This is a genomic window from Roseburia faecis (assembly GCF_001406815.1).
In the GTDB taxonomy this organism is placed as follows: Bacteria; Bacillota; Clostridia; order Lachnospirales; family Lachnospiraceae; genus Roseburia; species Roseburia faecis.
The window spans coordinates 143,035-161,806 of record NZ_CVRR01000048.1 but is presented as its reverse complement, the minus strand read 5'-3'; the positions used below and the strand labels follow the sequence as shown (position 1 = coordinate 161,806).

Here is an 18,772-nt window from a genome sequence, read left to right as displayed (position 1 = left end):
ACTCCTGTTTTCTTTTAAACGGAATGATTCCGCTTTTCTTTTTTCTTTAACAGCGCAGAAGTATCGAGTGCCTGGGAAGCCGTTTCCTCCGGTTTTGCTTTCTTTGTCTTTTCCTTTGGTTTTTCTGCTTCCGGCTCCGGCTGCCCGTCTTCTGCTGTTTTTTCTTTTGTCATTATAGCTTTTTTTGCTGGTCTCGTCCAGTGTGGCATTGGCGGAACATAGGCAAACCGCCGCATGGCGATATCTGCAAGAAATACGAAAAGCAAAAGGATTAAAAGCGGATTGGTCAGACAAACCCGTGCCCGCCCGGAAGCTTTTAACTTCTTCCATACATTCTTCTTTGGGGAAAGCACCTTTCCATACTGTTTGATGAACGCACAAAAGCTGTCGTTTGTCAGCGCAAATTTGTACTCCTGCGAATACTGTACCACGGCTGCGGTGGTCAGGGCATTTTCGATTTTTTTGCCGTTTTTCCGCTGCACGCTCAGATTGTAGACACCGGAGACTGTCGTATCCAGCTGTGCCTCATAAGTTCCCGGCGCACTTGCGGTCAGTTTCGCCTGATGCGTTTTTCCATCCGGATCCGTGTACACAGCCTCCACCTGTGTCTGCTCTGCGTAGTCTTTGGCATAATAGGTAACTTTCGTTGTTCCGTTTACAGTAGTTACATCCACACGGTCTTCGCCGAGTGCTGTATTTCCTGCACTGTAATCGATGATCCGCTTCCACAGCTGCACGTAATCATTCTGCTGTGCCAGCCCGGCAGTCCAGCGGTTTGTCACATCGGTATTCCACGCAACCGTATGCCCCAGTCCATACTGCATGACAGACAAAATCGGGTCATCCTTTTCGGCAGATGCCAGCAGCACATTGGCTCCGGTTTTCGGAGAGGCACTCACGTACCCTTTGATCTGCGGCCAGCCATCGGCAAAGAGATTTTTCGTGATGGCATTGCTGCTGTTTCCTTTCAGTGAAAACTGTCCGTTCTGCAAATAGGTATCTCCATTTAAAAATACTTCCTGTGCAAAGATTTTCGGGATATCGGTTGAGATATCGGAATAATAATAGCGGCCGTTACACTGCGTTGCCAGTCGTTCCAGAAGCTGTCTGTCAGACGACTCTCCAACCGCTACCGTGGAAAGAGTTACATCGGCATCCTTGCAGTCCTTGATGATATCTTCAAAATTTCCGGTTTCCCCCTGTCCATCCGTCAGAAGGACAATATGCTTTAGCTGCGCCTTGCTCTTCTTGATTTCATTTAGTGCCGCACGCACGGCCGGTTTGATGGTCGTTCCACCGCCTTCGCTGATCGTCTCGATGCTTTGATGGATCTTGTCTTTATCCTTCACTTTTTCCAGCGGCACCTGCCAGGTGTAACCATCATCAAAGGTTACCACACCGACTTCATCTTTCGTATCCAGCTGATCCACAGCCGCTTTGGCAGCCGCGATCGCCAGATCCAGATTGGTGCCTCCTTCGGTCTGTTCCGACATACTGCCCGAATGATCAATCACCATGACCATTGCCAGATTCTGTTTCTCATTTACCCCGCGCAGCTGCATATCGACCGGAAGAAGTTTCTCCAGTTCCGTATCCAGATATCCGCCCAGTGCAAAACTGTCCTCACCGCCGCATGCCACCAGACCGCATCCGTAGTCTTTCACATAAGTTTTCAGATTTTTTAGAAAGCCCTCCGGCAGATCTGTCCGGTACACATTTTCCAGAATGATGCTCTTGTACTGCAGCATCTCTTTTAAAGTATCCGGTGCACTGACTGCGGATACCTGCCGGTAATTGCATCCGGCAGCATCCAAAAGTCCTAAAAACGGTGTGCTGTCCTCTCCCATTCCGGATACAAGCAGAATCTTTGGCAGGGAATCCACCGTCGCATACGTACCATAATCATTGTTTTTTTCACAGGTGTCCTTCGGTGCCTTCACGCGCACGGTATACTGCTGCGCATCGGTACCGACTACCTTCTGTTTCAAAACAAAACGGTTGCTGCCTTTGTTTAAATGCACGCCTGTCTGACTGACCATCTCCGTTCCCTGCAAAAGCTGCAGCTTCGCATCGGTCTCATAGTTGCTTTCCACAGTTACGGTCATGGAATAGGAATCACCCGGATAAAGATACTCCGGCATTTCCACGTTTTCGATATAGGCATCGCTCCCCTGCTTTGTATCTTCATAGAGAACCGAATACAGCTGCACGTTTTTTGCCGTCAGTGCCGATGCCGTATGCTCGATGTTTCCCTTTGTCTGCTTTCCATCCGTAAGCACCACAAGCCGTCCTGCCGCATTGTCCGGGATCATGGAAAGTCCTGTGGAAACAGCTTCCTCAAGGTTGGTTGCATCCGCCTCCGGTGCCGAGAGAATCTGAAAACTGTGTTTCTCACTGGTCAGAAACTGTTCCACAACCGCATTGGCTCCAAACGTTACGATGGCATACTGATTGTTCTTTGGCATGTCTTTAACCTGCCGGCTCATATACTGCTCCATCTGCGTGAGATTTGCGGCATTGCTCTCCGACAGATCAACCAGAAAAACGGTTGTGTCTTTCGCGTGGGAAAGCGGCACCGAAATTCCACAGACAGCCAGCACCAAAAGGGCAAGCCCCACCAGACGCACCGCAAGATAAAACCGCCCACGGTAACGCATCTGCCGGACATAACAGATCCACTCCAGTATCATAAGAAGAAGCACAAGGATAAGGATGACATTGCGCATCTGCTTTCGCACAAGCTGCCGCTGCATCGTGTTGCGGCTTCCGGAATCGCCTGCCGTGATCCGTCCATCCGACTGACTGCTGCATGCAAATTTTACAATATAGGATTCCTTTCTGTCGCCCGCTTTTACGGTAAACAGTCCTGCCTGATCGGTAGGTGCTGCAATCTGCTGCACGTCCACACCGTTTAATGCATGAAACTGCACGGTATCTCCGGCATCATAGACGTTTTGGGAAAGAAGGGAACTATCCTCAAGATAATGCAGCGCATGGTTCATAAATACCGGAAACTCCGGCTGCAGGGCAAAATCCGATTCCCGCAGGTCAAATCCAAGTACCACCTCCCGGATTCCGTCATGCTCCCCATAGTATGCGGCGCACTGCTTTCCGTTCCACAGAAAGCCCGTGGCCCAGACCGGCAGATCATACACATACGTCTGATTTACCCCGAGCGCAAAGTCCCGGATTCCGGAAGTCAGTTCGGTATCGCCGGCGGACAGGCTGACATTTTTTTCCTCGTTCTTTCCCTCTTTGGCAAAAATCATCTGCGCCTTCTGCTGATTAGATTCCTGCACTGCCGTATCCGCATCAAAAATACAGACCCCCGGATCGTCACGGTCAAGTGCATCCGTTGTTTTTGCCTTGGAAAGATTCTCTCCGGTCACGGCAAGATACGCTTTTTCGATATAGGTATTTCCTTCCCCGATCAGTGTGGCTTTGCTCGTGGAAACCTGGTCTTTGAGTGCATAGGCACAGTTATCCTCATGTAAGGAATCCTTCTGGCTGCTGCCGGCAAATGTCACTGCGGAAAGTTCGGTATGCAGCGGCTGGTTTCCCCAGTTCACCTGTTTAAACAGGCAGGTATATGTCTCGTCTGCGGCAAGGAAAAGTGTACGCACTTCAAGAATTTTCTTTCCCTCATACAGCGTAATCTCCATATTTGCCGCATGATCGCTGTAATTTGTCACGCCTGATGCAACCGTATACGTGTCCCCGCTGCTGTCTTTGGTGCAGGACAGAAACGTATTCGCCACGTTAGAAACGGGACTTCCCACCACGCGGATGGTTGCCTGAAGCTGACTTTTGAGATTTTTCGTCTGTTTTGCCCCTATGCCGTCGGTATAGACGATGACATCTGCCAGATCGTTCTTTTTGTCTTTTTTCTGCACCGTCTGTACGGTTGCCAGTGCATCAGAAAGCGATCCGGCTGTGTCCGTGCCCTTGATGTCTGCCAGCGTCCGATACAGTGCTTTTTTTTCGGAAGTATGGACGGCAAGCAGATTGGTTCCCGTGCCGTCACAGGTAACAATGGATATTTTTGCCCCATCCGAAGCGGCAATCTGCTCTTTGATCTCACTTACGGCTTCCCCTAAGCGGGTATTGCCCCCTTTGGTGAGATGCTTCATGCTTCCGCTGGTGTCAATCAGATACACCACGTCCGTACTGCCTGTACCCTTACGCTGTACAAACGGTGCCATCAGTGCCAGAATAAGCAGCAAAAGGATCACGATCTGCAGATACATCAGCAGATTGTGCAAAAACTTTTCCCAGAACGTTTTAGACTGTTCATTATAAAAAAGCTTCTTCCACAACAGGTTCGAAGACACTGGTGTGTCTGTCCCCTTTGGCACAAGCAGATATAAAATCACAACAACCGGAACCGCCAGCAAAAATGCCAGTGGCCACAAACTCTCAAATATCATAATCCATCCTCAAATTTTTCTCAGACAAACAAAGGTCTTAAATCTTCTAAAATCAGCGCACGTCTCTCTTTTTCGGAATCACAGAGTATATAAGTGCCTCCGGCAGCCGATGCACTTTTTTTCAGCCGCACAGAAAGCTTTTGCAGTTCCTGTTCATATCGCGCAATCACATCCGCACGCATCGTCACGCGCAGTTTTTCTTTGGACTCCATATCTATCAGATTGCGCGTACCGTCCATTGTCACACGCAGTTCTTCCGCACACAGTGTCTGAAGCAACACGGGTCTTTGTTTCGTAAAGTCCAGATACTGCATCGTTTTTTCCAGACAATCCTGCGTGGGATCTGTCGCTGCTTCGGTCAGGAAATCACTGACGATCACGGTAACTCCCGCCCCACGCCTCTGCATCTGGCGCACGGCGGAAAAAGAATCCGTCTCTGTCCCCGAAAATGTGCGTGCCTGCAGCCATCCAAGTACTTTTGGCAGTGCATTCTTTCCCCCGGAAACCACAAGCGGAGTTCCCATCTGGCTGCTGTCATACAGCACCAGCCGGTCCATATGGTGCAAAGTCAGAAAGGCAATCACCGCGCACAGATCCTGTGCCAGTTCTGCCTTGCTCTTTTTTCCATAGTGCATTGATGCACTGGTATCTAGAATAACCGATACCACTGCTTCCTTTTCTTCGAAATATTCCCGGATATACATGCGCTCCGACCGCGCATAGACATTCCAGTCCAGCCTGCGCAGATCATCTCCCGGCATATACTCCCGGAAATCGGAAAATTCCGCAGAAGTCCCTTTCTGTACGGATCTGCGGTTTCCTGCCATATTCTGGCTGCTTTTCTGTTTCATCGCGATCACAAGCCGCGACAGCTGTTCATAAATTCCCGCATCAAGCATACAGTCCCTGTTCCTTTTCTGTTAAGATCTGCCCAATCACCGCATCTTCCGTAATCCCCTCCGATACTGCATCGAAACTGAGCAGAATCCTGTGCCGCAATACCGGAAGTGCGACACATTTGACGTCCTCAAACGAGACATTCAGGCGGTTTTCCATAAACGCGCGTGCCCTGGCTGTGCGGATCAGTGCCTGTGCCGCACGCGGGCTTGCCCCCTCCCGGATATACGGATTGTCTGCATGAGTTGCCATAACCAGATCCAGAATATAATCCATGACGGCATCCGCAATCGGAATCTGTGCAACGCATGCGCGCGCTGCAAGCAGGCTTTCCCGGTCCATGACCTTTTCGATCTTTGGCGGATGGTTTCCCTCCGTCAGTTCCACGATTTCCCGCAGTTCCTGCCGGTCCGGAAATTTTACCAGCACTTTAAACAAAAAACGGTCCAGCTGGGCTTCCGGCAGCGGATAAGTTCCCTCGTTTTCGATCGGATTTTGTGTGGCAAGCACCAGAAACGGCTCCGGCAGCGGATGGCTGGTCGTTCCGATCGTCACGGTGTGTTCCTGCATGGCCTCTAAGAGAGCTGACTGTGTCTTTGGCGTGGCACGGTTGATCTCATCCGCCAGCACCAGATTGGCAAAAATCGGTCCTTTTTCAAACCGGAATGCACTTTTTTGCTCTTCTTTTACGATGATGTTGGTACCGGTCACGTCACTCGGCATCAGATCCGGGGTAAACTGGATTCTCTGAAAACTCAGATCACACACCTGGCTGATCGTGCGCACCAGCATGGTCTTTCCCAGTCCCGGCATACCTTCTAAGAGTACATTTCCGCCCGCCAGAAGTGCCAGCATGACCTGGCGGATGACGTCTTTTTGTCCGATAATTCCCTTTGCAATTTCCTGTTCACATGCCATGGTGTTCTGCTGGCATACTTCATATTCTGTCATAAGATCTCCTCTCCATCAGTTCAGATTTTCAAAATAATTCCGGATGACATCTTCCATGCCGGCCGGGTATTTTCCATTGGCAATACCTTCGTAGGCCTCTTTCGTGTAATCGCCGACCACGGAATCTAAATCCACGTGTTCGCCTTTCCATGCCAGACCATTCTTCGCCTTGTAATAATCGGAATTCTTCGAATCCCCCTTGTCCTTTGTGATACTGCTGTCGTTTCCGAGTTTATTCGGAACACTCACATAATCATGTGTTCCCCCTCCGGATCCGGTTCCGCGTCCGCTGCCTGTTCCGTTTCCTGTTCCACTTCCGTTTCCGCTTCCTTTCCCCTTGCCGGTTCCGTTTCCACTTCCATTGCCACTTCCACTTCCGTCCTTTCCACTGCCCGAATCTTCCCCATCCCCGGAATCCTGGGAACTGGTTTCCGAAGACTGCGTGGATTCCCCACGCTGCGTACCGCTTTGTGTAGTGTTTTGTGTAGTGCTTTGTACATCCCCCTGTGCCAGCTGGTTTCCTGTATTGGTATTCACCTGGATATTTTTAAGTACCGATGCCAGGGCATCCGCCCCGGAAATCTGTGCCGCCTGTCCATACTTGTAGGAAAGTTTCTGCCCGGCAGATGCCAGTGCCTGCTTCGTATCTGCCTGCTGCATTTCTTTTTGCGATAAGGCCAGTGACTGTATCAGTTCCTGCAGGGCTTTCTTTTGTTCTTTTGTCATGGAAGAGGTGTCTGTCTGTTTTAAGGCATCCATCACTTTTTGGATTTCTTTTTCCTTTTCCCGGGCTTCCTGCCGGATGGCATGCCGCTGCTGCGCCTGTTTATGCGCGGGGGACGGCACAAACGAAAGAACAAGCGCCAGCCCAAGGGAAAGAAAAAGTGCCACAAGTTTCCTTCGGTCCGGACAAACACGCGCCTTTTTCCATGCATGGTCTTCCTGTAACATATGCACGGCATCGCTGCGCTGCATCTGGTCGATACTACCCTCTTTTCCAATACGCCCATATGCCGTCACGATCCGTTCCTGAAACCCGAAACGGTCGATCTGCTGTGCTGCCTGTACCATGGTACATCTCTTCATTACCGTATAAATGCCTCCAGCTGCCGCACCACATAAAACTGCCAAAACAGCCCACACATGCACCGTATAAAAAGGGACAAACACCGCACATCCTTCCAGCACCATGGCGATGGTTCCACCTGCGGCAATTCCTGTGCTTTCATAGCGCAGGAACTTTTTTACGTTCTGTTTTCTTTTGCTGTAACGGATTTCCTGCAACAGAAATGCTTTTTCATCCATGCTGCTTTCCCCCTGCATGTTTTCTTCCATATCCTGCCATCGGATTGATCCGCCGCATCGCAATCAGAAGAAAGACAAATGCCAGTGCCACAAATAAAAGCGTGGAAACGGCCATCCATCCATAATGTACGGCAGCGCCCGAAACAGAAAATGTTTTCCCGTAATTTGTGATCAGTTCTTCCGCCACGGATGTTCCGGTCATACTCCATGTAAAAAATTCAAGCAGATACATGCCCGGATTGACCAGAAGCACCCAGCAGGATTTTTCCGGTACACCACCTGACAAGCGGACAACCGTGGTGACCAGATAGGGAAGAAAACTTCCGATAAACAGCAGGGCATAGATACCATACGATAAAATTATGGCACTGATCGTTTTTTTACAGATGGAAGAACACAAAATTCCAATACTTGCAGAAACGAACGAAACCAGTAATGATACTGCCAGAAACCAGAACAGATTGCCCCATGAGAGTCCGCCGATGACAAATGCCAGTGCTACGATCGGAAGTCCTGCCACCACATAAAACATGCTCTGGATCATCGCGGTGAGCACCTTTCCCATAATAATGGAAAATCCGGTCATGCTGGTTGTCATCATAATATCAAAGGTCTGCCGCTCTTTCTCACCCGAAATTGCAGAAGCCGTGCGCACCGGGACTACCACTCCCAGAATAAAAATCTGCGTGACCGCAAGTGCCGGATACAGCCAGACAATGCTGCTGTATATGTTTGCAGACGAATAGGTCATCTGCTGGGAAAACAAAAACATGGCAAAGAAAAATACAACTGCCATAATCGCCTCATAAACAAATATTTCCCAGCAGCAGCGCATACTGCGCGCCTGTACTTTAATATCTTTTTTTACCATTGGATTAATTCTCATCTTCCTGCCCTCCTGTCAGCTGCATAAACAGGGATTCGAGATTTCCCTCTTCTTTATAAAATCCTGTCACGATAATTCCATTCTGTATCATCTGTGCGATCAACTGCGCGATTTCTTCCTCTTTCATGGCATGCGAGATATGGATTTCCTTTTCTCCCACCGATTCCACACGGATCTGGGGGTGTTCCTTAAGCATGCGCACTGCCGGCTCCATCTCCCCATGAACCGAAACCACGATCCGGTTTCCACCGAAAACATGTTCCATGACATCCTCGATGTTTCCTGCTTCTACGAGTTTCCCGTGATCCATAATACCGATGCTGTTGCACATCTCTGCCAGCTCCGACAAAATATGGGAACTGATCACAATGGTTTTTCCCATGCTGCGCAGATTCTGCAAAAGTTCTTTCATCTCCACACGCGCACGCGGGTCCAGACCGGAATTCGGTTCATCCAGCACCAGAAGGGAAGGATTGTGGATGAGTGCCCGTGCCACACACAGCCGCTGCTTCATTCCGCGGGAAAGCGTATCCACATAAACCTCTTTTTTGTCTGACAGATTGACCAGCTCGAGCAGATCATTGGATACCGCGGCGATCTCCCTGGAAGTCATACGGTACATGGAACCGTAAAAATCCATATATTCGCTGACTTTTAAATTGTCATACACACCAAAGAAATCCGGCACATAACCGATCTGCTTTTTGATTTCCTTCGGATGCAGCAGGGCATCCACGCCATGGATCGTAATGGTTCCTTCTGTCGGCGGCATAAGTCCGCATACCATCCGGATTGTTGTTGTCTTTCCGGCTCCGTTTGGTCCCACAAAGCCAAACAGATCCCCTTTGGGCACATGCAGGTTCAGATCCCTGACCGCCTGAAATTTTCCGTAGTTTTTATACAAATGACTAATTTGAAGCATGAGACACCTCCTGACCGGCAATCGTATACAGACAGCCAAACGAAATTTCCGAGCACCTGCTCTCTATGGTTTTTCCGTAGTCTGCGGTTACTCCTTCCACTACAACAGTACCCGACACATCGTTCTGCCGCCGGATCTGGCACAGTCCCAGATACAGTGCGGCTGCCATATCCTTATGCTTATACGAATATGTATTTCCATTCATGTTGTCTTGCGATAACACGCTGTAGACATCATCAAAATAAGAAATCTGCTGGGACAGCAGTGGTTTTTTACTTTTCCCGTCTATCGTTATGGTCTCACCTGCTTTTACATCCGAAAATACCATGACCGTATCATCCGACACGCAGACAAGATAAGGGAAATCATAGGACGTGTTGTTTGTTATGCTTCCCCCCTGTTTCTGCTGCGTGAGCACCAGACCACTGGTGTCTATGCTTCCGCATCCTTTGGCAGTTCCTGCCGCAAAGAGATAGGCATTTTCAAAATTGCTCTGCGGTTTTACCCCAAGGGACAGACCCCTGTCATATTCCACCAAATAGTGATAACGGTCTGCATATACCCTGCCGGAAGATGCCATGCTGTATGATTCACTGAGACCTGAACCGCCATATGCGTAATTATCATTCAGCCGTACTTTCCACGGTTTTACCCCGGAATGATACGCATTGTAATAGGTGGTGATACCGGTGGTACTTTTTCCATCCGCCTGCTGTGCGGTCACCGAATAAACCCGTGTCTCATGCAGCTTTAAATTCCGTCCGCCGATAAATACCACACCGATAAAGATTATGCCAAGTGCCGGTACCCCCAGCCAGTACCAGTCTCTTTTTTTCATCTTGCAAAGCAGAAGATAAAGCACCGGTCCAACAACGATCACATAGACCACGATCAGAACTTTCAGCCAGGAAAAATCCAGTGCCGTATTGAGGTGGTCAATGACACCGAATGCATTTTCCCCACTCCATCCCCATTCCTCGTCATTGACATACTGGGAATAGCTCATGGAATATCCTGCCACCTGGTCATAAATTCCGTAACACAGATCCGTGGAAGCCTTCTGCATCTGTTTTTCGCCAAAAGAAATGGCACATACACCGATGGCACCATCCCCACAGGCATACACCCACCCCGGATAAGCTTCGCTTTTACTTGCATTTATATTGTTCCGCTGCAGCTTTGCAACCGGCATCTGTGAAAAATCAATCCCGGTAAATCCGGAATAACTTCCCAGTTGCTGCATTTCTTTCGATGCATCATTTTCTTCTCCCACTTTGCTGACTCTTTTGCAGCTGACCTCCATAAATGAGGAATCAAAACCACCCAGTGTATCTTTGCCGCGCTCTCCGGTTCCAATCAGCAGCCATCCACCGTTTTTCACCCATTTCTCGATTGCTTTGATCTTCTCTTTTCCAAGTGAACTCACATCGTAGGAATCAATCACAAGAAAATACAGTTCATCCAGCTGTGCCTGCAATGTATCTGCGTCCATCTGTGTCAGATATACATTCTGGTCTTTTCCGTGAAGATAATAGGTCTGGCCGCTCATGCTCATCCAGCCAAGCGCATCATAATGATCCGAAAGCACTCCCACACCAATACCGCGCTTTTCTTTGCCAAAAATACTGGCAAATGCTTCACTTGCCACAACGTTTCCCTTTTCATCGACAAACGCCACAATTCCGTTTCCGCGCGTCTGGCTGACATCGGCATACGGAATGGTCATTGTATACTGTTTTTTTCCGTTCTGTGGCAATGTCAGGCACTGTTCAAATGCGCAGCCTCCGGAGTTGTCTGTACCGGAAAACACCAGCCGCACCTTTCCGGAAAAATCCGCCCCACTGTTTTTGGCCTCCACCTGCACGACACAGTCTTTTTCCTGTTTCAGCAGTGTCACCGTTGCCGACAATGCCTGTTTCTGATCTGCATATACATTTGCTCTGCCACAAAATATGCCTAAAAATGCCAGACATACCAGAAGCAGACTGCAGATTTTCTTTCTTATTTTCATAACCTTCTCCTTCCATAAATGCTCTTTACGATTTCCTGTTATTTATGATAACATACGTTATTTTGGAATGACATTAAGGTTTTCTTAAAATTGTCTGGCTTATTTACAGAATTTCTTAAAATAAAAAGCCCCTGCTCTCGCAGGGACTTCCAGAACCTTCTATCAGATATAATTTTTTATTGTGCGGTGGCACGGAACATGACATTTCTGTATTTTGCAAGTACACGCATCAGAATGCTTCCAAGAACGCATACCGAAATCACCTCTCCGATTCCGACCGTAATGGCATTAAACGGGATGGTTACATTCACACCGTGGAAATATACCGCCGGAATACCGTACGCATAGACCAGCACGAACGGAACAATAATCATATTAAAAATAACCGGTGGAAATGTGCATGCAATCTTGTGATTGCGCAGCAGATAGGTACATACCGCTGCCAGCAGCGTGGCAATGCTTCCGAAAATGACATCATAAATCACGGCACCTGTCAGCAGATTCGCAAGCAGACAGCCAATCCACAGTCCCGGAATCGCTGCCGGCGTAAAAACAGGCAGGATACACAGTGCTTCGGAAAAGCGTACCTGAATCGTGTGGGATGCAAGTCCCAGTGCGTTGGCTACAAAAGTCAGCACTACATAAAGTGCTGCAATCACAGCAGCCTGAACAATAAATGTTACCTTTTTGTCTCTCATATCCATTTGTCTCCTTTAGTTTTGTTTTACGAGTGGAAGGTCTCGAACACTCGGTAATTTTTCGTGCAATCCCCTGTTTATGGGCTCTGCAACGGTTGACAGTATAGCACAGTACACCGCAAAAAGCAAGAATACAATTTTCTACTGCCGGATATTTCTTTTCCTCTCCGTTTTGTATATTCCACATTATAGCAATAACAAAACCATTTTACAACAGGCCGCTATCATGTACGCAGATATCCCTGCATACTTTTTAACGCATTTTTCTCCAGCCGCGACACCTGCGCCTGCGAAATATGAATTTCATCCGCGACTTCAATCTGTGTCTTTCCCTCAAAAAAACGCAGACGGATGATATGCTCATCCCGTTCATTCAGATGTGACAAGGCATCGGAAAGTGACAAATCCTCCACCCAGTGCTCTTCCTTGTTTTTCTTGTCCGAAATCTGATCCATCACATACAGGGTGTCCCCTCCATCCGTATAGACCGGATCAAACAGACTTAAGGGCGTCTGGATGGCATCCAGGGCATACACCACATCCTCCACCGGAATCCCACATTCAGTTGCAATCTCTTCGAGAGTCGGTTCCTTTTGTGCATTTTTTGCCAGCCGTTCCTTTGCCTGCATGGCTTTATATGCAATATCACGCAGCGAACGCGGAATGCGGTAACTGCTGTTATCCCGCAGATACCGGCGGATTTCACCAATAATCATCGGAACCGCATAGGTGGAAAATTTCACCCCGACACTCGTATCAAAATTATCTATTGCCTTCATCAGTCCGATACAGCCAATCTGGAACAGATCGTCCACATTTTCATTATGATTATTAAACCGTTTGATCACGGATAATACCAGCCGGAGATTTCCTTTGATATAGGTTTCTCTGGATGCCTTGTCGCCGGCTTTTATCTTTTTGAAAAGTTCATCTTTTTCTTCTTCTTTCAGTATTGGCAGCTGGGCCGTATTTACCCCGCAGATTTCGACTTTGTATGTTGACATGGGATGCCTCCGTTATAATTGGATTTATAATAAAGGATTCCCATGTGCTGTTTTTTTATTCATTTTCATCCGGTTGTTCCGGACATGGAAAAAGCGGGACTTAAGTCCCGCTTTCCCCTCAAATTTACCGGTCCCACTTATCGCAGAGCGAATTGATCTGATCCGCAAACTTTCCAAGATCCTTATTCGCCATGCCCTGACATTTTTTAATAACGGCAATGAGACGTTCTCCCGCAATCATCAGGCGGTCAAACGCGCCGGATTTTGCACGGTAAACACCCTGTGTCTTTTTCTCCACAAGCTGTCTGCTGCCCTGTGCGATCTGTTCTCCGGTAAGCAGATCATATGCATCCCCACTGTAGGGAGCTAAAGCATCAAATCCCACATCGTTTCTGACATGTTCCGCAAACTCTACCGCGGTGGTTTCCTCGCCATGTACAATAAACACTTTCTTCGGCGGCTTCTTAAAGTTTGCAATCCATGCGGTCAGATGATCCCGGTCCGCATGACCACTGATACCCGGAAGGTTTACAATGCTTGCTCTGACCTCAATTTCCTCTCCGAAAAGCTTTACCTTTTTTACTCCGTTTAACAGAGAATAGCCCAGAGTTCCAGGCACCTGATAGCCGACAAACAGAATCGTAGAATCCGTCCGCCACAGATTGTGTTTCAAATGATGCCGGATACGGCCGGCTTCGCACATGCCGGAAGCCGAGATAATCACTTTGGATTTCTGGTTGAAATTGATCATCTTGGATTCTTCACTGGAAACTGCCACTTTCAGTCCCGGAAACTGGATCGGGTTGATGCCCGACTGTACCAGCTGTCTTGCTTCCTCATCAAAGCACTCTTCCACACTCTTATGGAAAATATTTGTTGCCTCCACGGCAAGCGGACTGTCGATATATACTTCAAATCCCGGATACTCCGGCAGCAGCCCCTCGGTTTTAATCCGGCGCATATAGTAAAGCATTTCCTGCGTCCTGCCGACAGAAAATGCCGGAATGACCAGATTTCCGCCTTTGGTAAACGTGGAATTCATCACCTTTGCCAGTTCTGCCGCATAATCCGGCGGTGTATTGTGATTGCGGTTTCCATAAGTGGATTCCATGATCACATAGTCCGCTTCCTCAAGATATTCCGGATCACGGATCAATGGACGGTTGTAGTTTCCAATATCCCCGGAAAAGACAAGTTTTCTTGTCTCGCCATCCTCAGTCACCCATATTTCAATGGAAGAGGAGCCAAGCAGATGCCCCGCATCGACAAACCTTATGGTCAGTCCCTCGCAGATCTGCACCGTTTCATGGTATGTACACGGAACGAAATGCTCTAAAACCCCCTGCGCATCCTCCATGTTATACATCGGTGTCACTTCCGGCCTTCCTGCACGCCGCGCCTTGCGGTTTTTCCATTCTGCCTCAAATTCCTGAATATGTGCCGAATCCTTCAGCATGATATTACACAGTTCACAGGTTGCCGTTGTTGCAAAAATCTTTCCCCGGAACCCGTGATTATACAAAAGTGGGAGAAGTCCGGAATGATCAATATGGGCATGCGTCACAAACACATAATCAATCGTTGCCGGGTTAACCGGTATCTCCTGATTCACATACAGATCCGCCCCTTGTTCCATACCACAGTCCACCAGAAAATGAGTCTCCCCAAATGCCACATAATGGCAGCTTCCCGTCACCTCACGGTCTGCCCCTAAAAATTCAATCTTCATAAAAACCACGCCCTTTCATCCTGCTGTCCTTGCTATTTTGCATATAAATTTTACTATTTCAGAGCAAATTTTATGTAATTAGTATAACACACTTACACATTATTTTGAATTGATTTTTTCAGCCGCACCATGATTTTCTTCTCCAATCTCGAAATATAGGATTGCGAAATTCCAAGCAGGTCTGCCACTTCTTTCTGGGTCATTTCCCTGCCGTCTTTTCTTCCGATTCCATAGCGCAGACAGATAATTTCTTTTTCCCGCGGAGTCAGCGTATTAACCGCAGTGCGGAGAAGCATGATCTCCGCCTCATTCTCCATATCCCGGTAAATGATATCTTCATCGGTTCCAAGAATATCCGAAAGAAGAAGTTCGTTTCCATCCCAGTCCACATTCAACGGCTCATCAATTGATACCTCCAGCTTCACTTTATTATTTCTGCGCAGATACATAAGAATCTCATTTTCGATACACCGGGACGCATAAGTCGCCAGTTTGATCTTCTTTTCCGGATTAAATGTATTGATTCCCTTGATCAGCCCAATCGTTCCGATGGAGATCAGATCCTCCACACAGATTCCGGTATTTTCAAATTTCCGTGCCAGATATACCACCAGACGCAGATTGTGTTCGATCAGCTGCTTTCTTGCGTCTTCGCGCGTCATGGGTTCACTGTCCCCATGCAGCCCGCTTAAAGCAATAAGACAGCGGTTCTCCTGTTCCCGCTCCAAAGGTGGTGGCAGTACATCTGCCCCTCCTATGTAAAAAACCTCATCATCCGTAAAAAACAGGCGGATTCTCTTCCACACCAGTTCAAACAGTGAAAACATTACGTTTCTCCTTTCTCAGTTTTTTTGTCATTTGGGATGGATCTTTTGTGCAGCCACAGCGGTCTGCCACCGATGCATGCAGAATCAGCTGATACGGTTTATTGCACAGCACCCCATTTTCCGCGCAGCCAACCCATACCTGTTTCCAGTCACAGAATTTTGCCGGCTCCGTCTCCACTTTCATCCCATCCATGCAGTACACCTGCAATTTTCCATGCGGATTTCCGAGTGCACGGTATTCAATCTCCTTTTGTACCGTTTTTTCATCGACAAGCTTCTGCAGCAGGGCTGCATCTGCAATATGTACCGGATTCCCACTTAATGGCATGGTTAAAAGATTGCCGGAATCCAGCAGTCCGATACATGGAACCGACACCGTTTTGTTATACAGAACCACAGACATCTGTCGCTTTTGCCTCTGCACCGACACCACAAGATTTTTGACAAGTACGTAAGTGATTCCGGCCGTTGCCAGTGCGGTATACAGATACAGATTTTCCAGTCCCGTCAGATTGTAAACTGCAGTTGCCACTCCGTTTAACAATACAATGGACAACCAGCTGCTTAAAATCCTCACCATCCTCTGTTTTTTATTTTCCCTGCCAAACGCAAGAAAAACCATAAGCGGCACGATGCCGATGGCAGTACACAGGACGGAAATTGCATAAGGCAGCACCATCAGTCCAAACGCTTCAAGTCCCGTGCCGGAAACCGCCGCAGCCAACATGCGCAGATTCCGGTGACAGACTGCACTTTTGCAAAATACACAGGTAAGGGATAATACAAGAAAATTCATCAGAAAGTTTTGTTTCAGAAAGATATCAATATAGAATACATATATAAAAAATCACCTCCTGTCTCTGCTCCTATTATAAGAAAAATATTCCTCATAATTTAGCAAAAACAAGAGGTTGTTATTTGGAAATTATCGACATATTGTGCGGTTTTATCTTCTAGGGTTCTTCAGGAAATCCGGAATATTGATTTCTACCGGCTTTACATTACTCTCTACCGGCTTCGGACGCTGAATCCCGGAATAGTTCGAAGCGGAAGGAGTCGGTGCCTGTGCCTGCGGCTGATTGACCGGTCTGCTTCCCACACCGGTACCTGCATTGGTGTAATTGCTGTTATTTACCCCAGGAAAACTATTGTTTCCAGCAGCTGCTGCACGGCTGACAATTCCAACGGAACCTGTCGGACGGACATTGTTTGTATTCGGATATACCATACGGCCACCGATTCCACCCGCCTGCTGCTGTGGCTTCATCTTCATGGATGGATTCTCCAGTCCGGTTGCAATTACAGTGATCGTAGCTTCATCTGTCATGGTCTCATCATACTTTGCACCAAAGATGATATTTGCATCTTCTCCTGCCAGATCCTGTACATAGCTTGCTGCATCATTTGCATCCATCAGGGAAATATCACCGGAAATATTGATGATTACATGGCTTGCACCATTGATGGTTGTCTCAAGAAGCGGAGATGCAACGGCAAGTTTCACCGCCTCAATCGCTTTCTCATCGCCCTTGGCATTACCGATACCGATATGTGCCATACCCTTGTCCTTCATAACGGTCTGCACATCGGCAAAATCCAGATTGATAAGTGCCGGCAGATTGATCAGATCTGTGATTCCCTGTACTGCCTGCTGTAATACTTCGTCTGCTTTCTTTAATGCATCCGGCATGGAAGTACGTCTGTCAACGATCTCTAAAAGTTTATCGTTTGGAATCACAATCAAAGTATCCACGCTCTCTTTGAGTTTTTCAATACCGGATACGGCATTGATCATACGTTTCTTTGCCTCAAACTTAAATGGCTTTGTCACAACTCCAACGGTCAGGATTCCCTGCTCCTTGGCAATCTTTGCAACGACCGGTGCTGCACCGGTACCGGTACCGCCACCCATACCACAGGTAACGAATACCATATCTGCACCCTTGACTGCAGCGGATAATTCTTCTGCACTTTCCTCTGCTGCTTTCTCGCCAATCTCCGGCTGTGCGCCTGCACCAAGTCCTTTTGTAAGTTTTTCTCCAATCTGTATCAATGTAGGAGCCTTGCAAAGCTGCAACGCCTGCTTATCTGTATTTACTCCGATAAATTCGACTCCACCTATATTCTCATCAATCATGCGGTTCACAGCGTTATTACCAGCACCACCTACACCAATCACGATAATTTTGGCACTCGTATCTGTCTCTGTTGTCCGAATCTCCAGCATGGTTCTTCCTCCTCTTTCCTATAGCCCTGCGGCACCGTGAAACATAAAAATGTTTCATACGTACTCATATAGACTATAATATAATTTTTCATACAAATAATCAACCGAAAATTATGATTTTTTATTATCTTTTTTCGAACTTTCCGTTTTGTCAAACACAATATTTGTCGTTTCTTCTGTCCAGTTTTCTAAATGTAGTGTTCCTTCCATTCCCTGCAGCTGCGGCTTGATTTTTGCCAGCCGCTCCACTTTCTGGGTCAGAAATTCCAGGGAACCCATGGAAACTTTAACCGTCCCGTATGTCAGAACCGGCTCATTTTCCACACCATAGGTAATGGAATCCGGGATCAGGTCATTGCGTTTTAAAGACTGCGTCAGCGTCAGAAGCTGCTTTAGCCGCTTCGAGCCGATCGGCAGCTTTTCATACTGCACTACTTTTTTACAGTCAATCCCAAGGATCTGCGGTGTATCCTCAATCACACGGTCAGACAATTCTGTCACAATCCCGTCTTTGTCGAAATAGACATTCTTATTGATCGAGGAGAGATACAGATATCCCATGATTCCTTTCTCATACACTTTGATATGCAGCGTCTGCGGATCTTTCAGGCTGATCTCCATCGTGTCCACAAACGGAACTTCACTGGTATTGACAAATTTATATTTCAGGAATACATACAGGGAATTCCAGGAATACTCATCGTTTAATACTGCTTTTTCAATCACTTTGGCATCGTAGAGTTTGTTTCCCTCCACCTCCACATTTTTTACTTTAAAAACGGTAAAAATGATCAGAACTGCCAGCGCAAGCACAATCAGGATTCCCAGTATCACCTGCAGAATGTTTTTTCTTTTTTTCTTTTTTCTTCGTTCTTCTTTAATCATGAC

The 18,772-nt window shown here is 47.6% G+C and carries 14 protein-coding genes; all 14 read right to left on the bottom strand.

All coding sequences use genetic code 11. From position 1 onward, the window contains the following. Window positions 1-14: 14 nt before the first annotated feature. The 14 genes from M72_RS13150 to M72_RS13085 all read right to left on the bottom strand — a co-directional run bounded on the left by M72_RS13150 (window position 15) and on the right by M72_RS13085 (window position 18,769). Window positions 15-4,427 (bottom strand): VWA domain-containing protein, encoded by a 4,413-nt coding sequence (locus M72_RS13150; protein WP_055068536.1) that lies wholly within the window; start codon window positions 4,425-4,427, stop codon window positions 15-17. Between the two features lie 20 nt (window positions 4,428-4,447). After that, window positions 4,448-5,326 (bottom strand): DUF58 domain-containing protein, encoded by an 879-nt coding sequence (locus tag M72_RS13145; RefSeq protein WP_055068535.1) that lies wholly within the window; start codon window positions 5,324-5,326, stop codon window positions 4,448-4,450. Then, entirely contained in the window at window positions 5,319-6,275 is a 957-nt protein-coding gene (locus M72_RS13140) for an AAA family ATPase (protein WP_055068534.1), read from the bottom strand. The genes M72_RS13145 and M72_RS13140 overlap by 8 nt, the downstream gene beginning before the upstream one ends. A gap of 15 nt (window positions 6,276-6,290) precedes the next feature. Further along, complete coding sequence (locus M72_RS13135; RefSeq protein WP_055068533.1) at window positions 6,291-7,580, bottom strand: OmpH/Skp family outer membrane protein; 1,290 nt, start codon at window positions 7,578-7,580, stop codon at window positions 6,291-6,293. After that, window positions 7,573-8,466 (bottom strand): ABC transporter permease, encoded by an 894-nt coding sequence (locus M72_RS13130; RefSeq protein ID WP_055068532.1) that lies wholly within the window; start codon window positions 8,464-8,466, stop codon window positions 7,573-7,575. Before M72_RS13130 ends, M72_RS13135 begins: the two co-directional genes overlap by 8 nt. After that, complete coding sequence (locus M72_RS13125) at window positions 8,456-9,388, bottom strand: ABC transporter ATP-binding protein (RefSeq protein ID WP_055068531.1); 933 nt, start codon at window positions 9,386-9,388, stop codon at window positions 8,456-8,458. Before M72_RS13125 ends, M72_RS13130 begins: the two co-directional genes overlap by 11 nt. Beyond that, window positions 9,375-11,399 carry a hypothetical protein gene (locus M72_RS13120; RefSeq protein ID WP_055068530.1) on the bottom strand — a complete coding sequence of 675 codons (2,025 nt, stop codon included), beginning with the start codon at window positions 11,397-11,399 and terminating at the stop codon, window positions 9,375-9,377. The genes M72_RS13125 and M72_RS13120 overlap by 14 nt, the downstream gene beginning before the upstream one ends. 176 nt (window positions 11,400-11,575) lie before the next feature. After that, window positions 11,576-12,097: a QueT transporter family protein gene (locus M72_RS13115; RefSeq protein WP_055068529.1), complete on the bottom strand. Its 522-nt coding sequence runs from the start codon at window positions 12,095-12,097 to the stop codon at window positions 11,576-11,578. Between the two features lie 224 nt (window positions 12,098-12,321). Then, window positions 12,322-13,101: an RNA polymerase sporulation sigma factor SigG gene (gene sigG / locus M72_RS13110; protein ID WP_055068528.1), complete on the bottom strand. Its 780-nt coding sequence runs from the start codon at window positions 13,099-13,101 to the stop codon at window positions 12,322-12,324. A gap of 124 nt (window positions 13,102-13,225) precedes the next feature. Next, window positions 13,226-14,830, bottom strand: a complete 1,605-nt coding sequence (locus tag M72_RS13105) for an MBL fold metallo-hydrolase RNA specificity domain-containing protein (protein WP_055068556.1) — start codon at window positions 14,828-14,830, stop codon at window positions 13,226-13,228. Window positions 14,831-14,922: 92 nt separating this feature from the next. Then, window positions 14,923-15,657, bottom strand: a complete 735-nt coding sequence (gene sigE, locus M72_RS13100) for an RNA polymerase sporulation sigma factor SigE (RefSeq protein ID WP_022045308.1) — start codon at window positions 15,655-15,657, stop codon at window positions 14,923-14,925. Next, complete coding sequence (locus tag M72_RS13095) at window positions 15,641-16,477, bottom strand: sigma-E processing peptidase SpoIIGA (protein ID WP_261291834.1); 837 nt, start codon at window positions 16,475-16,477, stop codon at window positions 15,641-15,643. The genes sigE and M72_RS13095 overlap by 17 nt, the downstream gene beginning before the upstream one ends. A gap of 126 nt (window positions 16,478-16,603) precedes the next feature. Next, window positions 16,604-17,884, bottom strand: a complete 1,281-nt coding sequence (gene ftsZ, locus M72_RS13090) for a cell division protein FtsZ (RefSeq protein ID WP_055068526.1) — start codon at window positions 17,882-17,884, stop codon at window positions 16,604-16,606. A gap of 111 nt (window positions 17,885-17,995) precedes the next feature. Continuing rightward, window positions 17,996-18,769 (bottom strand): cell division protein FtsQ/DivIB, encoded by a 774-nt coding sequence (locus M72_RS13085; RefSeq protein ID WP_055068525.1) that lies wholly within the window; start codon window positions 18,767-18,769, stop codon window positions 17,996-17,998. Window positions 18,770-18,772 lie beyond the last annotated feature (3 nt).

What these genes read in the sequence shown, in the direction of transcription:
- M72_RS13150 (WP_055068536.1), bottom strand. Translation starts at nt 4,427, where the DNA reads ATGATATTTGAGAGTTTGTGGCCACTGGCATTTTTGCTGGCGGTTCCG.
- M72_RS13145 (WP_055068535.1), bottom strand. Translation starts at nt 5,326, where the DNA reads ATGCTTGATGCGGGAATTTATGAACAGCTGTCGCGGCTTGTGATCGCG.
- M72_RS13140 (WP_055068534.1), bottom strand. Translation starts at nt 6,275, where the DNA reads ATGACAGAATATGAAGTATGCCAGCAGAACACCATGGCATGTGAACAG.
- M72_RS13135 (WP_055068533.1), bottom strand. Translation starts at nt 7,580, where the DNA reads ATGGATGAAAAAGCATTTCTGTTGCAGGAAATCCGTTACAGCAAAAGA.
- M72_RS13130 (WP_055068532.1), bottom strand. Translation starts at nt 8,466, where the DNA reads ATGAGAATTAATCCAATGGTAAAAAAAGATATTAAAGTACAGGCGCGC.
- M72_RS13125 (WP_055068531.1), bottom strand. Translation starts at nt 9,388, where the DNA reads ATGCTTCAAATTAGTCATTTGTATAAAAACTACGGAAAATTTCAGGCG.
- M72_RS13120 (WP_055068530.1), bottom strand. Translation starts at nt 11,399, where the DNA reads ATGAAAATAAGAAAGAAAATCTGCAGTCTGCTTCTGGTATGTCTGGCA.
- M72_RS13115 (WP_055068529.1), bottom strand. Translation starts at nt 12,097, where the DNA reads ATGAGAGACAAAAAGGTAACATTTATTGTTCAGGCTGCTGTGATTGCA.
- sigG (WP_055068528.1), bottom strand. Translation starts at nt 13,101, where the DNA reads ATGTCAACATACAAAGTCGAAATCTGCGGGGTAAATACGGCCCAGCTG.
- M72_RS13105 (WP_055068556.1), bottom strand. Translation starts at nt 14,830, where the DNA reads ATGAAGATTGAATTTTTAGGGGCAGACCGTGAGGTGACGGGAAGCTGC.
- sigE (WP_022045308.1), bottom strand. Translation starts at nt 15,657, where the DNA reads ATGTTTTCACTGTTTGAACTGGTGTGGAAGAGAATCCGCCTGTTTTTT.
- ftsZ (WP_055068526.1), bottom strand. Translation starts at nt 17,884, where the DNA reads ATGCTGGAGATTCGGACAACAGAGACAGATACGAGTGCCAAAATTATC.
- M72_RS13085 (WP_055068525.1), bottom strand. Translation starts at nt 18,769, where the DNA reads ATGATTAAAGAAGAACGAAGAAAAAAGAAAAAAAGAAAAAACATTCTG.